Raw genomic sequence first — 16,645 nt, 5'->3', positions numbered from 1 at the left:
TCTGATTCAAATGACAACAGCCGTAACTTATCGTGCTTTTTTCACGCTTCCGGAGTGATCTGGTGTATTTCAGTAGCTCAGTTCAATTTACATTGTAAAACAGTGACGCCGTAACAGTTTAAATGTGTTGCAGTTTGCGTGGCTCAATTGAACACAAAGTAAAACGGAACGTCACGAGAATAAGTATGTTTTGCGTCATTGTCCTGTTTTTTACTTGCGGTTAACATCACATCAAGATGTTCAGCTTTTTATTGTTAATTGTTGATTTTGTTGTACAATAGGGCCATCAATAATCATGGCGAACAATAATAATGAATAGGGAACAGACAATTCAAAATTTGCTCAACATTGCAGAGCAGACTAAACAAGTACAAGCTGACCGTATCGAAATCGTATTAGAAGAGCGTCGTGATGAACATTTCCCACCAATGTCAAAAGCATTGATGGAAACTCGTTCAGGTTTGACGCGTCGTAAATTGGATGATGCTATTTCTCGTATGGAAGCAACGGGCCATCAATTTACAAAAAATAATGCCAACCATTATTCTATTACGCTAGATGAAGCACATAAATTGATGAAGGCGGCGAAAAAGCCAGCCTTTTTTGAGCGTGAAGGCGCTGGCCGTAAGCCATGGATTGTTAATGTCCAGAACCAAAAAGGCGGCACCGGGAAATCTATGACGGCGGTACATCTGGCGGCATGTTTGGCGCTTGATCTCGATAAACGTTATCGTATCTGCCTCATTGACCTCGATCCACAAGGCTCTCTGCGTTTATTCCTTAACCCGCTGATCAGTGTGGGTGAGCAAGACACCATTTATTCAGCTGTCGATGTCATGCTGGGAAATGTGCCGGAAGGTGAGGAAATGAATAAAGATTTCCTGATGAATAACGTTGTGATGCCAACCCAGTATCCTAATTTGAAAACCATTGCTGCTTTCCCTGAAGACGCGATGTTTAATGCTGATGCATGGCAAGATTTAGCTGTTAACCAAGATCTGGATATCGTCCGTCTGCTTAAAGAGCGGATGATTGACCCCATTGCCGACGAGTTTGATGTCATCATGATCGATACGGGTCCGCATATAGATCCGCTGGTCTGGAACGCGATGTATGCTTCAAATGCGCTGCTGATTCCCTGTGCTGCGAAGCGTCTTGACTGGGCTTCAACGGTCAACTTTTTCCAGCATTTACCGACTGTTTATGAAATGTTTCCGGAAGAATGGCACGGACTCGAATTTATTCGTCTGATGCCAACCATGTTCGAAGATGATAATAAGAAGCAAGTTTCTGTACTAACAGAAATGAATTACTTGCTGCAAGAACAGGTCATGATGGCAACCGTTCCACGCAGCAGGGCTTTTGAAACCTGTGCCGACACTTACAGTACTGTCTTTGATCTGACTGCTGCTGATTTTGAAGGAGGCAAGAAAACCTTGTCTACTGCGCAGGATGCCATTCAACGAGTTGGGCTGGAATTAGAGCGAGTGATGCATAGTCACTGGGCCAACTTAAATCAGGAGTAAAAGGACAGATGACAATTAAAACCAAAGATCTCAATGCTCGTCTGTTTGGCAAAGCGGATAAGCGTCGTGCTACCAATGCCGCGGAAGCACAAACGGCAGTACGTGATAAAGCCGCTGTTATTGAGCTTGCGGTTGCCGGCGAAGGTACCGTCGCGTTTGAATTAGTTAAAATTAATGCGGCTGAGGTTAAAGAAAAAACTCAGGTTTTCGCTGAAAATGCCCGTGAGCAAGCTTTTTTAAACGAGCATGCGCTCGCTGATATTCTGACGACGTTGAAAGATCGTGGTCAGCAATATCCTGCAGTGGGACGCTGGCTTGATGATGGCCGAATTGAAGTTCTGGACGGCAGCCGCCGTCGTATGTCATGTATTCTGGCAAGCAAGGACTTCTTAGTTTATGTCGCGAAGGGCATTAATAGTGAACATGCCAAGTTCCTGTCTGATGTTGCGAATGCTCATAAACCACTGTCTTTATATGAACGTGGTAAAGAGATGCAAGAATTGCTGGCCAATGGCAAGGTTGCCGATCAAAAAGAATTAGCCAAATATTGCCAGTGCAGTGAAGCGCTGGTAAGCGGGGCATTGAAAGCGGCCACTTTGCCAATGGAATTGTTGATGGCTTATCCGAGTGTCGGTGAATTAGGCCGTCCGACGATTGTGAAGCTGCATCGTATTTATTTTGGATTGCAAAAGACAGATCAGCAGCAATTGATTGAGCAGCTGACATCGGTTGACAGTCCTTTATGGCAACAGATCAACGTGCAGGGTATTACCCGGATTACCCGTGAAGTAACGATGAAACTTGAGCAAATGGGCGACGCTCTTCAGCCAAAAGTAGTGGTTGAAAAGCTAAAAGCACAGGAGCTGGTTAAAGGGAAAGCGACGTATACCCGTGACGGTGACAAGTTACAATTGAAACTGAAGAAGATGACTGAAAAGCAAGTTGATGAGATCCTTGCTTATCTGAGTGATTTCCTGAAGTAGTTCAATGAATCGAGCTTAATCATTAAACCACGCTTTTTAGCGTGGTTTTTTTATTGGCTGCATCTTGAAGGGATTTGGGTATATGATCGCGGTGTTGTAGTTAAATACCAAATCCATTAAATAATGAGTATCATCATGTCGGAACTTTATCAGTTTGCTTCTCGGTTAGCAGCTCAGGCAAAAGAGGCCAATTGCCGTTATTTAGTGGTGTTAGATGGCGATCTTAACTGGGCGACTAAGGCTAGTCAGATTTTTTTCTCTCACTATCACCGGACGTTCTGGGCTGGCGATAATGCCCCTGAGCACATAGCCTCACTGCCATTGAAAAAAGCAAAAAAGGTGCTGGGACAGGAAACGGATTGTCTGGTGTATAACGCGCATCCTGGTTTTGATGCGGATGCGTTTGGGGCGTTATCCGGCACGGTGACCGGCGGTGGCCTGTTGTTGTTAATGGTTCCGCACGCTTGGTTTGATGAAACACAGGCACAGCTCCCATTCATTCAGCGGTTAGCGCATTTATGCGCACAACCTGACGTCTTGCATCTCCGACAGTCCCCTTTCTTTGCTGATGATCAGTTAAATTGTTCGCTACCACTGCTGCCAATGCCAGGTATTGTAGATGAGGACTATTTTGATGAGACGTTTGGGTGTCTGACCCTGGAGCAAAAAAATGCAGTCGAGGCGATCCGGCGGGTTGTGACCGGACATCGCAAACGACCATTGGTGCTTACGGCTGATCGCGGCCGTGGAAAATCATCGGCACTCGGTATTGCTGCCGCCAGTTTGATGCGCGAGCGAAACATCAAAATTGCCGTCACGTCCCCGGCATTTGCCAATGCCAATACGTTGTTTGCTCAAGCTGCCCGCTCGCTGAATATTCCTTTTCATCAGCAGAAAAATCTCATATATCAACACAGTGAGCTGACGTTTATTGCGCCTGATGCCCTACTATCGAAGAATTCTGCGGCTGACAAGCCAGAAATTGATTTTTTAATTGTCGATGAAGCCGCGGCGATTCCTGCTCCTCTGCTGAATCAGATACTGACTCGATATAACCGGGTTACCTTTGCAACGACTATTCATGGCTATGAAGGCACTGGCCGCGGATTTGCGATTAAGTTTCGTCAACAGCTAGACCAGCATGCACCGCAATGGCGTCAGTACAGTTTATCCCAGCCTATCCGCTGGGCCAGACATGACCCACTTGAAAAATGGGTGTTTCAGGCATTGATGTTAGAAGCCGAGCCCGCCGAAGTTTCTGTTGTGATGGGATCTAGCCAGATACGATATCGGGTGTTATCGACGGCGTCGTTGATTGCTGACCAGCGGCGATTGAGTCAGTTGTTTGGGCTGCTGGTTAATGCCCATTATCAGACGACACCGTCTGATATTAGCCAGCTACTTGACGATCCTGCCATGCACCTTGTTGTTGCTGAGTCCGTGGAGCCAATCAGTGAGCCAGGCTCTGGACATCATTCCGAGACCGAAGAAGATTTGATTATAAGTAATATTGTCGGTTGCTGTTTGCTTTCTTTTGAAGGTGGATTTGATACCCAGTTTGCTGAACAGATCATGTTGGGAAAACGTCGTCCGAAAGGCCATTTATTGGCGCAATCTATTGCAGCACATATTGGGTTAGCTCAAGCAGCCCGTCAACGGTGCGCGCGTATACTCAGAATAGCCGTTCATCCTGACTGCCAGCAATATGGCATCGGTACGGCTTTGTTAGCGCATGTCAGACAATGGGCAGACGTTCAGTCTTTGGATTACTTAGGAACCAGTTTTGGCGTTGCTGGTGAGCTGCTTTCTTTCTGGCAGCAAGCGGGTTATTCGCCGGTTCGGTTAGGGGTCATGAAAGATGCCGCCAGTGGTGCACATTCGCTGTTAGCTGTATTACCCTTATCTGAAGATTCATTGTCTTGGTTCGATACCGCTGTTGCTTTATTTGCTGCCAATTTTTTAGTTCAGCGCGTCGAACAATTTCGGATGCTAGATGCATCCATTTTTGTTCCTCTCTATCAATACTCTCTTTGCCACAGTGTCACCGACCTGCGCGCAGTTGCTTGCTGCCATAATGAACCGCGTGGGGATGTTGTCTTATCCCCTATGGTAAGGTTACAGTTAGTAAGTTATATACGCGGAGGTTTGGGCTACGATCTGGCAGTTGCGAGCCTGGAAGCATGGCTTAGCGAGTTTCTTTGCCAGCCTTCATTGCAGTTAAATGCAGCCACCGAAATGGCTGTGGCAAAAGTGTTGCAAAAGCAAAGTTGGGAATTGATCGTACAGCGTTTTGGCTTTGCGAGCCGCAAAAGTGCGGAGCAAGCATTACGGGATCTCGTTGCTCAATCATATCAGTGTTAATCGTGGGAATAAGATATTATGCAGTTTTTGGTTGATACACATACCCATACTATTTCAAGCGGTCATGCTTATAGTACGGTTTTAGAAAATGCACAGGCCGCTTCACAGAAAGGTCTGGCGTTGTTTTGCGTGACAGACCACGCGCCAACCATGCCCGGCGCACCGCATTTTTGGCATTTTGCCAATCAGCGAGTATTACCTCGCTTTCTTCATGGCGTCGGAATCTTGCGCGGTGTTGAGGCGAATCTTATCAATGTTGATGGTGAGATCGATCTTGACCCGCGAATTACCGATCAGCTCGATTGGGTGATTGGCAGCTTACATGAGCCCGTTTTTCGTCCGGCTGATAAACATACCCACACTCAGGCTTTGCTCAAGATGATTGCGTCAGGGCGAGTTGATGCGATTGGTCATCTTGGCAATCCCAATTTTGATTTTGATTTTGAAGCTGTCATCACTTCAGCGGCAAAACATAATGTGTTGATTGAGATAAATAACTCGTCACTTTGTGGTTCTCGTCAAGGAAGCGAGCTGCGTTGTGAAGATATTGCCGCTTTTGTCAAAGAGATGGGAGGCAGAATTACCACGGGCTCGGATGCACATTTTGCTGATGATGTTGGTAACTTCACCCATGTACGCCATTTGCTTAAAAAAGTGAACTTTCCGTTGGAACGTGTAGTGACGCATCATCCCAAGTGTTTTCTAGACTTCCTTCAAGAGCGTGGCCAACACGCCATTGCTGAGTTTTTTGATTTGTAATGTCTTCCTCCTTTCCTCTCTTATTTACAGTGTAAATCAGGAATCCTACTGTTTGGTTTACACTGTAAATCCTTCTTTTCTCGTAAAGACACTTGTTTCGTCGAGTGGTTATAACAAAATACGACAATTTAAAGCGAGCGGAATTATCAACACTGGATTTCACCTATTTTGAGATTTTAGTCTAGAGTTAAAAGTCTTAGGCATTATCTATTTTATGGTGTTCATTTTATTCGGATTTAATCTGAATTGTCATGTTAGCGGCAGTTTGACCGAACAATATCATTCTTGCTTGATCGGTGTTATTGAGGCAAAAAATAAATGAACGTCATGAGGGGGGGTTATGAGCTTAGTAAAAGTCCAAAGCCAAGCGCTAAAGCGGTTGTTTGAACCAGTTCATTCTTTTCGTACCAACCTGACTTATACACTGAATAACGGTGGTCTGGCCGCACGTATTCGTAAGCATGAAATCTATACCGACTCTAATCTCCATGATGTCGGAGCCAGGATCTCTGTTGTTCGGTTAAGTAAAAACAGTATGATTCTAGAGTCTGCAACTGCGATGGATACCAATGCTTCTTATGAATTGAGCCTGCAAGGGATCCCGCTTCTTGATGGTTACCTCACCGAGCGGAGCTCGAGTACTGCTAGCGGTGGTTTGTTTCGCTACGAGTTCCATCAAAATAATTGGTTGACAGACAAAGAACTGATGTTTTTGGTCTCTGACATCATTTAAAAAAAATGCCCCGAGTGTCGGGGCATTAAAAAGGACTGACCTGCTGTTAAAATCGGGGGGAAGAACAGCAAGCTTTATTCAGAGGTCCTAGATTGTTAACTTTTGTATAGCGATTATTGTGCCAAGAGTAACAGCTAACCTATTTGATTATTTATATTATGTATTTCAATGGATTACGTAGCTTCATAATTCAGATACAACTATGATATAAAAATAAACGAGTAGATAGTCACCCAACGTTAAAATCATTAGGGGGGATTTCCACCCGTTTTTGTTGTGTTTGCTGTCAATTTTTAGAATAATCATATGCCATCAAGTCTTTATCCATGCCTGTACGACGATATTGAGAATATCGTTAATTAAATCATCCCGTCTCTATCTGAAGTGTGAACTCACTTCTACATCAAGTGCTCAACTATAGGTTAAAATGATGGTATATTTCACCAAATATCATTGCCTTACATTACCGCCCTGATGGTTAAAATTCGCACTAGAGTGAAGGAGTTTCTCTATGTCGCAACAGCTTCTGCAGCTGTCTCAAGATGGTCACAGTATTTCTATCCTTGTCCGACCACAGCAAGGCTCAGAGATGGAAATCAAACGCGTCGATATTTATGCTGCTATTGCTGATCATCAGGCAAGTCATTTCTTTTTGTTTGAGAATGCGATTGAATCTGCGTTGGAGATCTTAAATTCACCGGTATCAGATGACACAACCATTGAGCCGACAAGTCTGCTTATTGCTGAAAAAAGAGATGCGATGCTTTTGGTAAAAACCGAAGCGGATTTAATGACGGCCTCAATTACCGTTGTCGGTGCTTATGGCGGTGAACCTGTGGCCGGTAATACTCTTGTGAAGGCACTGAAAGAACATCACATCATTAAAGGTATTCGAAAGAATCAATTACAGGAACTTTTATCTACAGCTCACGAGTTGGAGCCTGGCGAGAAGTTTACCTTACCTGTTGCTTTTGGCCGACTTCCGGAGAACGGTCTTGATAGTCAGTTTGAGCCTTTAGTTGAAGATGCCAGTCATCGTGTGTTACAGCCGCAGGCAACAGATGATGGCCGCGTAGATATGCGGAATTTGGGTGAGATGGTAACAGTGAAAGCGAGCGAGGCCATTATGCGCCGTATTCCCGCAACGCAAGGGGTGTCCGGCTTTAATGTTATTGGCAACGAACTTGCGGCTGTACCGGGTAAAGAGATCACTTTTGATGTCGGTGAAGGTACTGAAATCAGTGACACTAATGAAAATCTACTGGTCGCGTCAAAAGCCGGTATGCCGATCATCAAAGGTAATGGGATGCAAGTTGATGATGCATTGATCCTCAAAGGTGTCAATGTCAATACTGGCCATGTTAATTTTGATGGTTGTGTGGTGATTAATGGCGACGTTATGCCTGGCATGAAGGTAATCGCGACAGGCAGTATTACGATCACCGGCGTGGTTGAGTTAGCAGAACTCAGGGCTGGCGGTGACATTGTGGTTGCTGACGGGCTGATCGGCAGGCAACAGCAGAAAGATAAGGACCTAACCTGTTATATTAAGTCGGGTGGAAAAGTTTCCGCCAAGTTTGCTCAGTATGTTGAGATAGATGCGGGACAAGATGTGGCCTTTTCGCTCCATGCACTTCATTGTCAGATCCGGACACAAGGTGAAGTGATTGTTTGCGATTCGTCAAAACGGCACGGTACATTAAGCGGCGGTACTATTCATGCTGGTTACAGTGTTAAAGCCGTTAATATCGGCGCTACGGCCGGAACACAAACTGAAATTACGGCTTTCAATAATTACCATGTCTTGCGTCGGCAGTTGGCTGATACATATAAGTCTCTTGAGCATCACCGAGAAAAAATGGAAAAAATTCATGTCGCTCAGCAGAAACTGTTGAAAATCCCACAATCTAAGCGCCCGGCAGAATTAGTGCAGAAAGTGATTGATACGCGTACCCGACATATAGAGAAAATTAAATCGCTAAAAGCGCATTATACTTGCTTAAAGAGTGAATATGATGAATTGCGCAGGGCTGTATCAATTACAGCGTTTAACCATCTGTATACGGGTGTGAACTGTCGACTTGAAAAATTAGTCATGAATGTGAGTCAGGAGCATGGTCCGTGTAAGATCATCTACAAAGAACAGCTCCTTGAGTTATCGCCTTTATAACCAGCCTCGCAGGATTTACAGTGTAAATAAGGTGAGGCATGCTCCATTGTTGATGTTAGATTTACACTGTAAATAGCCTTCTTGCTGGCATTTTTTGATTTGATTAACTAAATCGCTGCATGTTGGCGGAACACTTCATTTAGATATTTTCGTCTATAAGGCATGGCGGCCTTGCCGACAAGCTTTGCGCTTTGATTGCACCAGTCCCGTTAACATGAAGGCCATTAACAGGCACTAGCCGTTAGAGAGTTATCTTGAAATCGTCTTTATCAATACCGTGCTTTTTCATTTTGTCGTACAGGGTCTTACGCGCGAGTCCAAGCTCTTCCTGAACTTCTTTTAAACGGCCATTATGACGCTTTAGTGCATCACAGAGTAACGTAAACTCAAATTGATGGAGTCGATCTGTCAGCGTTAGGGTAAGCGGATCATCACTGATTTGACCATCATCATTTAAGCCAGAAGTCTCGCCCATCAAGACCAGGCGTTCAGCCAAGTTGCGTAACTCTCTTACATTTCCAGGCCAATCGTGTTCAAGTAATTTTTGTTGTTGTTCCAAACTAATCGTAGGCGGCTCGATGCCATAGCGAGTTGTGGCTGAACGACTAAAGTTCTGAAACAGCATCGGGATGTCATCTTTGCGATCCCGTAATGGCGGAATGTCAACACTGACAACATTCAGGCGATAGTAAAGATCTTGGCGAAACTCACCGCGCTCGCCCATCAGTCTTAGGTCCTGTTTTGTTGCCGCGATAATTCGAATATCGAGATCGATAGCCTGGTTGGTGCCTAGGGGTTCAACCTTACGCTCTTCCAGTACTCGCAAGAGTTTTATTTGCAACAGCATTGGCATTGATTCTATTTCGTCCAAAAACAGCGTTCCGCCATTGGCATAAGCTATTTTACCGACCCGCTTTTTCTGAGCGCCGGTAAATGCCCCTGATTCATAACCAAATAACTCGCTTTCAATCATGGTTTCAGGAATAGCGCCACAGTTAATGGCAACAAAAGGTTTATTCTGGCGAATACTGTGATCGTGCAAGAAGCGTGCGACGAGCTCTTTACCGGTTCCCGTTTCACCATGGATCATCACGTCAGCAGGCGTGTCTTTAATGTGCGTCAGGATCCGTCTTAATTGTTTTATTTTAGGGTTATTACCAAGAATACGAGGACCGGGTCCACTTTGCGCTTCCAGTTCGCGTCTTAATTCGCGATTTTCAAGTACCAATTCACGCTTATCGCCTGCTCGTTTAACAACATCAAGTAAGTTATCTGTCGAGAATGGTTTTTCCAGAAAATCATAGGCACCGTTTCGCATAGCATCAACAGCCGTCGAAATATCCCCATGACCGGTCAGTAAAATGACCGACAGTTCGGGATCGATAGCCAGCGCACGCTTTAAAAAGCTGATCCCATCAATACCGGGCATATTGATATCGGAGATGATAACACCGCCAAAGTGGCTCTCCAGCATCTCTAAAGCCGGTTTGGCACTGGCAAAGAGTGTTACGTCGTAGTCTTCAAGTTCTAATGTTTGCCCCAATGCATCGCGGATTGGCTTCTCATCGTCAATAAAAATTACTTGCTTGTTCATTACACATCCTCGGTACAGCGGGGCAGAGTAATAACAAATTCTGCGCCACCACTATAATGATCCTCAATAGTCAGGTTACCGGAGAAGGAATCTATGATCCTTCTTGAAATGGTTAGCCCTAGCCCTAGCCCCTCTTTTTTAGTCGTAAAGAAAGGGGTGAAAATACGTTTTTTCTGATCATCATCCAAGCCCGGGCCATTATCCCAGATCCGTATTTCGACCACCTCCGCGAACGGTTTTAACTGGACACCAATTTGGGGAGAGCTTGTACCGCCAAGAGCCTGAATGGCGTTGTGCAGCACATTGACCAGTACCTGTTCAAATTGAACCGCATCGGCGCGAACCAGCAGATCGGGAGGCAGCTCACCAAGGCGTAAGATCACGCCTTGCTTAATTAATTTATTACGTAGCAGGCTGACAGCAGAGCGAATAGAGTCGGCGGCCACCGTACGGTTGTTGTTCTCGGTTGTCTTCCGGGCAAAGACTTTGAACCGCGAGATAATGTCCGACACCATCAGATTCAGATTGATGATCTCGTCAATATTACCGGCGACAGCTTCATAACGATTTTTTTGCAACAGTTTCCGGGTATTTTCCGCGTAAGTCCGCATCGCTGCAAGAGGCTGATTAATCTCATGATTAATGCTTGCTGACAGCTCTCCGAGCAATGCAAGTTTGGCCGCTTGGACCAGTTCGCTCTGTGTCTGTTTCAATTCCGCCTGGCTGTGTTCGTATTGCTCAATGGTATCGCGCAACTGCTGGTTGGTTTCCATCAAATTATGGGTACGTTCAGTCACCAGCTGTTCAAGCTTATCATTGAGCTGGGCCAGTTCTTTTTTGGTTGTGAAAGTCTGAAACCAGGACATAACAGCTAGACAAAGCAGCATGTAAAAGACTGTGAAGGCGAACAGTGCCTGAACCACATATCGATACGCGGCGTTAATCGGGTTAAAGCCATAAATAGTCCATCCCGCTTGTTCCATATTGTGGCTGGCTAACAGAAAGGCTTCGCTTTGATTGACTCCGGGAATGGTGATATTGCTGATTTCCTGCTGATTAAATTCAGTCAGGAGAGGTAAATTACTTAACGGCTCCAGCCTTGTCTGGCCGTATTGACGCGAAGAGAATACCTGTTGCTTTTGTTCATCGGTAAGCACAACCAGAGATCGGTATAGCCAACTGTCTTCTGAGCTGTAGAAAATCACGCCGAGGTGATCGGTAATGGCATATTCGATTTGATCGTATTGCCAGATATCTTCAACCAAAGACAGATCAACTTTTATCACCAGAACCCCAATGATCTGCTGTTGTTGGTAGATCGGGGCGGAAAAGTAATAACCGCGCTTATCTGAGCGGACACCCAAAGCAAAGTACTGGCCGAGTTTGCCACGCATTGCATCTTGAAAATAAGGACGATAAGCATAATTCTGCCCGACAAAGCTGCTTTTATTTTGCCAGTTACTGGCCGCCAGCGTATCACCGCTGCGGTTGATTAAATAAATCGTATCGGCATTCAATTTATTTGCCCATTCCTGCAACAGCAAACTGATTTGCTGGTCGTGGGCAACAACAGCAGCATGGGGGGGATTATCAGCCATGAGTGGCGAAATCAGACGTGGGTCATTGGCTAAAACTTCCGGTAATTTGCTATATCGTGATAGCTGGGCATCGAGCTTCTCACCGAGTTGACTGACATCGTTAGTAATTCTTTCTGATAAATGCTGTTTAACTTGCTGGTAGGTAATATTGGCGATGAGCGCGGCCAGGATCAGGCCGAGAAAAATAATAAGGCTGGAAAATTTGTTTTTTTGCACAGGATCATTCCGATCATTTTTAGTAGTGCAAAATAGCAAATTTCGCGATGCCAAAACACGAACTGGCTTGCAGAGCTTTGATGTTTTCGACCTCCGGAAGCAAAAAATGGCTCAGAAAGATATAAGTGGCGTTACTGAGTATGTGTTATACCCAAACAACTTTAATGTGCTTGTTTTTCCTATTGGCAAAGCGCACAATTTCTTAAAATGCCATATCGGCTCAAGTTTAATAAGCGGAGATAACAATGGAATTGTCTGATATTCGTCGTGAGTACACGAAAGGTGGATTACGTCGCCATGATTTACCAGATGAGCCACTGTCTTTATTTGCAAAATGGTTAAAACAAGCAATTGATGCGAAAATTACTGATCCTACCGCGATGACTGTCGCGACAGTGGATGAAAACGGACAACCTTTTCAGCGTATTGTTTTACTGAAACACTTTGATCAAGACGGTTTTGTGTTTTATACCAATTTGGGTAGCCGCAAAGCCCTGCATCTGAGCCACAATGCTAAGATCAGTCTGCATTTCCCGTGGCATCCTATTGAGCGTCAGGTGCATGTGACCGGAGAAGCACAAAAGCTGTCGACACTTGAAGTAATGAAGTACTTTTCATCACGTCCGAAAGAAAGCCAGATTGCGGCATGGGCAAGCAAGCAGAGCAGCCGAATTTCAGCGCGTCAGGCCCTGGAAGGGAAGTTTATGGAGCTGAAACAAAAATTTGCTAAGGGTGATGTGCCTGTTCCGACATTCTGGGGCGGATATCGTGTGAAAATCAATTCGATAGAGTTCTGGCAGGGGGGAGAGCACCGCCTTCATGACCGTTTCTTATATTCTAAAGATGCATCAGAATGGACAATTGAACGATTAGCGCCTTAGTGGTTTGGTTCTAAATAAAAAGTGTAGCTGTTATGTCGCTACACTTTTTTTATGCAATTATCGTATCGCTGTGATTTTATTATACGGACATCTTTTATAAGACGGCTTCATTGGAAGTAACAATGCTTACTCCCTCTGGATGGCGTACCGTCAGCGCTTTTTCTGCATCTCGAATGGAGTTAATCTCATTACTTGCCATTATTTCGTATTTAAACGGAATATTAAAGTGTGGATGTACAACGTAAGTGATAGTGAATTGTTTCATATCTTCTGCCAAAGTGGTTCTGGTACATAACCTGACTGGTTACGACTGACAGCCATGTTTCATCATGGCTAAATACATTCGCAGCGATTGTATAAATAAACAACGAGCTAAAATTTGATCTGAAAAATGATTTTCTGAACAAATGGTTTCAAAAAGTAAAACTCATTCTGCAGAAAAGAGACACTGCTGGTTATTGTTGACGCTAGACCAACCTCATAACGCGAGATTCTCGTCGAACCTGCATTGTGAGGTGATCTATTCTTTTAGAATGACCGACAGTTGGCTTTTTAGCATGCTTTCAGGGATATGCGAGCCAAAGCCGAGATCTAACGCCAGATCGATGAGCTCTCCCTTCGAATTAGCATTAAACTTTTCGCGTAGGCGAAGTACATAGTTCTCAACGGTTTTAACCGAAACATTCAGTACCTTGGCAATATATTGCGGCTTTTTTCCATACAGCAATAGAAACAGGACTTCAGATTCGCGGGTGTTTATCGCGACTTTTTGATTATGCAGATCTAAGCTAAAAGACGCTTGGTCTTTTTTATTCAGCCCGGCAGCCCGGCAAATCCAATGCCCCACTTCTAAAATGGCCGTGTCTTTTAGTTCAACCCCAGAAAAAATAGTGCCTAATATATTACCTTCGTCACTCTTCCAAGGTGTTTTAGTGAATAAATGCGCACGCCAGCTGCCATCCGAATAGGGGTGAATATCGAGTACCCGCATGCGTTGTCCTGATGAGACCACTTGGAAGTCTTGTTCCCGGAAAGAGTCGGCACATTCTATTGTCGGGCTTGGCATATCAAAATCTGTTCTGCCAATACATTCTAAATGATGGTCGAGACCAATAATCTTTCCATACTCTTCATTTGCATAAACAAATACAGAGTCTTTATCTTTACAGCCCCAGCAACCAGGGAGTTGATTAAAAATATGTAGAAGGGATGGATCGACTTTGTCTTTCACTGCTCTCGCCTAACGCTATCGCTCAGATAAATCTGATTGTAGGTAAATTAGTAGGCAGGGTAAATGTAACACAATTCATGTGCCGGATTATTAGGCATAATGGTCTGTATTGATAAAAAAAAAGCCGGTCTATAAGACCGGCAAAGACAAGAGTTTGACTCCGAAGAGCACAATCCTGTACGACGTGTAGAAGAGGTATCCAATTAAGTTTGATGCTTTGATATGAGGGTTTATATCAAAGCAACTTCATTGGCATGTATCCAATGCTGGATACTGCAGACAGTTCACAGTGAAGTACATTCCCTGTCTACGAGATAACTATAGCCAATCGCGCGCTAACAAAGAAGGGGGGAAATCACCTATTGACAGAATCTTATTATTGTGAGTCTTACTGATCATGAGATACGCTTGGCTTATGTATTATGTTTATCTTATACATCAATACTATTCATCTTGTCCTATGGGAATTAAAAACAAAGGGATGAATTAAAACACCCGGTTTTTTATGCGGACTATCCGATTGGTTATTCGAATAGAAAACGGTAGCCATGAGCGCCAAACAGAGTGGCAACTGACACATAGAGTATCTTAAAAACAGCTTGGTCAATTGAGGAAACAGCCTGCCACCACTATTATTGTAGATGTTGCCTAGTTATGAATACAGAGGAAAAGCCCCGAGATATTGAAGCTGGTGACGAATAAGTAATATGGTATCGACCGACACATTTTTCTTCAATAGAAGGAGAATCAGCGAATATGATAAAGGCGCCGACAGCTCGACGCCTGCCCAGTAAACCGTCAATTCAAAATTAAAAACATAGCAATAATCCCGTTATATTCCCGAAAACATGATCAAGGGTAGAGCGATGATCAAGTATCTGCTGTTGGAATAATAAAATAGCTTGTGATCCTGGCGAGCACGGTAAATCGTAGCACCTGAGGCGCGTTTTATTGCTAAAAAATGGCCCGACTTTAGTCAAACCGCAGGATCTCAATAGATCATAAGGAAGTTAGCACGCTGTACAGATATAGAGTACTGGGAGTTATGACGATATCTCATTGTTACATGGTAGATCTGGACGCGTGGGGGCGGCCACTCTGCCGGAACGATGATCAAGTAGAGATAAATAACGGGCCATGTCATTTCAACTGGAACGATGATCAAGCGGGATCCTGAATGATGATCCAGGAAAATATGGAAGCGTGATCAAGGCAGGATCATGTTTGGCGAAATGTGTAAATGTGTTGTGCCTGCAATGAGCCGTTTAATGCGGAAGCATGATCAAGTAGTATTTATTTTTAAGTTATTGTTAATTATAGTTTAACCTGATTTAGGTCAGATTTCTGGTATTAAAAGGTAAAGATCCGGGAAATCGGATTTATCCCGCAGAAGCCGTATGGAGTAGGGCCTTCAGCGTTATTTTATTAATTGAAATGACAGATTCCGTAAAAAATGATGGCTTGATCACTTTTCCGGGACTTTCTGTTTATCTATCTACTATGTTTAGAGTAAGCCCGCACTGGTGTCTTGCTGCTGTTATTGAGACAATAAGCTGTCTCCATTTGGATTGTATTACCTTACATGAACGATAAGTTTAAACCCTCAGAGATTGTCGTGTTACCTGAACTAATGGAACATCATAACCACGGTTACAATCAGGTCGTAATTGGTCTGTCGGGACAGACCGAATTTGATATTGAAGGCTATGGTAATTTAGTGTATCCGGGTCATGGCTGTCTGGTGACAGCGGACTCTGAGCACGCGTTTTCCGGCATAGGGAAAAATGAGATCCTGGTAATGAATTTGCCAGTGGAGAGCGTCTCTCTTGATCAAATATTGCCCTCTTATGCGAATGAACGGATGGAACGCCTGTTTGAGCAGTCAGGCTATTTTCACCTTGATATTCAGGCGCAAAACTTGATCAAGGCACTGACCGCTGAAATGATGGCCCACCCGGATGATTTGCTGCTGAGCAAAGCCTGTACCGATACTTTGATGTGTATCTTACAGCGTCATTTTAAGCCACTGGGATCAGATCGCCATGTCTCTCGGCTTAATATGGATGTTATCGATCAGTACATAATTCAGCATCTAATTCGTAAAATATCAGTAACACAATTAGCTGGCCTGGTGTTTCTCGGCGAAAGCCAGTTTCATTTATTGTTTAAAGAACAGACAGGGGTCACCCCGTATCAGTATGTTTTGAAAAAACGATTGGAAATGGCGAAGCAGCTTATGGACGAGTCTCAACTGAGTCTGGCACAGGTGGCACAAAGCTGCGGATTTGCCAGCCAGAGCAGCTTTACTCAATCGTTCTCCCGTCTGTACGGTATGCCGCCGGCGCGTTTCAAAAAAGATAATTTATAATCCCTCTCCCCATATTTTTGTTTTTAATTCATAGTTTTATGAAGGTTTGACGGCTTTTGTAATCGCTGGAAGCGGTTTAGGCCGCGCTTGATTGATTTTCTTACAGCGTCGTTGAAAACTCGCTTACTTTATTGCTTTCGCGCATAAATATCCCAGCGATCTTTTTTACCCAATTAATTTGTTGTTGACGGAATTATGGCCGAATTAAACCTCGTGGCAGATATT

General features: G+C 44.2%; 12 protein-coding genes. 8 read left to right on the top strand and 4 right to left on the bottom strand.

Annotation, left to right across the window (positions count from 1 at the left end; all coding sequences use genetic code 11):
• Positions 1–311: 311 nt before the first annotated feature.
• From AC2204_RS12390 to AC2204_RS12365, 6 genes are all read left to right on the top strand, one after another.
• On the top strand, positions 312–1,526 hold the full coding sequence (locus AC2204_RS12390) for an AAA family ATPase (protein ID WP_318925865.1): 1,215 nt from the start codon (positions 312–314) through the stop codon (positions 1,524–1,526).
• Positions 1,527–1,534: 8 nt separating this feature from the next.
• On the top strand, positions 1,535–2,509 hold the full coding sequence (locus tag AC2204_RS12385; RefSeq protein WP_318925864.1) for a ParB/RepB/Spo0J family partition protein: 975 nt from the start codon (positions 1,535–1,537) through the stop codon (positions 2,507–2,509).
• A gap of 135 nt (positions 2,510–2,644) precedes the next feature.
• Positions 2,645–4,870 (top strand): tRNA(Met) cytidine acetyltransferase TmcA, encoded by a 2,226-nt coding sequence (locus AC2204_RS12380; protein ID WP_318925863.1) that lies wholly within the window; start codon positions 2,645–2,647, stop codon positions 4,868–4,870.
• Positions 4,871–4,888: 18 nt separating this feature from the next.
• Positions 4,889–5,629 (top strand): phosphatase, encoded by a 741-nt coding sequence (locus AC2204_RS12375; RefSeq protein WP_318925861.1) that lies wholly within the window; start codon positions 4,889–4,891, stop codon positions 5,627–5,629.
• Positions 5,630–5,969: 340 nt separating this feature from the next.
• Complete coding sequence (locus AC2204_RS12370) at positions 5,970–6,362, top strand: hypothetical protein (protein ID WP_318925859.1); 393 nt, start codon at positions 5,970–5,972, stop codon at positions 6,360–6,362.
• 511 nt (positions 6,363–6,873) lie between these two features.
• A complete protein-coding gene (locus tag AC2204_RS12365) occupies positions 6,874–8,532 on the top strand; it encodes a flagellar assembly protein A (RefSeq protein ID WP_318925858.1) in 1,659 nt (552 codons plus the stop codon).
• Positions 8,533–8,773: 241 nt separating this feature from the next.
• Here the strand turns inward: AC2204_RS12365 and AC2204_RS12360 are convergent, their stop codons facing one another.
• Together AC2204_RS12360 and AC2204_RS12355 are read right to left on the bottom strand one after the other, a co-directional pair.
• Positions 8,774–10,126 (bottom strand): sigma-54-dependent transcriptional regulator, encoded by a 1,353-nt coding sequence (locus AC2204_RS12360; protein ID WP_318925856.1) that lies wholly within the window; start codon positions 10,124–10,126, stop codon positions 8,774–8,776.
• Positions 10,126–11,940, bottom strand: coding sequence for an ATP-binding protein (locus AC2204_RS12355; protein WP_318925854.1), 1,815 nt, complete (start codon positions 11,938–11,940; stop codon positions 10,126–10,128). Before AC2204_RS12355 ends, AC2204_RS12360 begins: the two co-directional genes overlap by 1 nt.
• A 245-nt stretch (positions 11,941–12,185) precedes the next feature.
• Here AC2204_RS12355 and pdxH point away from each other — a divergent pair, with 245 nt between their 5' ends.
• Positions 12,186–12,821 (top strand): pyridoxamine 5'-phosphate oxidase, encoded by a 636-nt coding sequence (gene pdxH, locus AC2204_RS12350; protein WP_318925852.1) that lies wholly within the window; start codon positions 12,186–12,188, stop codon positions 12,819–12,821.
• 94 nt (positions 12,822–12,915) lie between these two features.
• Here pdxH and AC2204_RS12345 read toward each other — a convergent pair whose 3' ends face one another.
• Both AC2204_RS12345 and AC2204_RS12340 read right to left on the bottom strand, forming a co-directional pair.
• Positions 12,916–13,086: an addiction module component gene (locus AC2204_RS12345; protein ID WP_318925851.1), complete on the bottom strand. Its 171-nt coding sequence runs from the start codon at positions 13,084–13,086 to the stop codon at positions 12,916–12,918.
• A 255-nt stretch (positions 13,087–13,341) separates the two neighbouring features.
• Complete coding sequence (locus AC2204_RS12340; protein WP_318925850.1) at positions 13,342–14,052, bottom strand: helix-turn-helix transcriptional regulator; 711 nt, start codon at positions 14,050–14,052, stop codon at positions 13,342–13,344.
• Positions 14,053–15,634: 1,582 nt separating this feature from the next.
• On the opposite strand from AC2204_RS12340, the gene AC2204_RS12335 reads away from it, so the two are divergent.
• The gene (locus AC2204_RS12335) at positions 15,635–16,420 is read left to right on the top strand and encodes an AraC family transcriptional regulator (protein WP_318925849.1); all 786 of its coding nucleotides are present in this window, start codon (positions 15,635–15,637) and stop codon (positions 16,418–16,420) included.
• The last annotated feature ends 225 nt before the right edge of the window (positions 16,421–16,645 follow it).

The organism is Photobacterium sp. (assembly GCF_057456235.1).
Note: the sequence above shows the minus strand (reverse complement) of the source record. Positions and strands in the feature narration are given on the sequence as shown.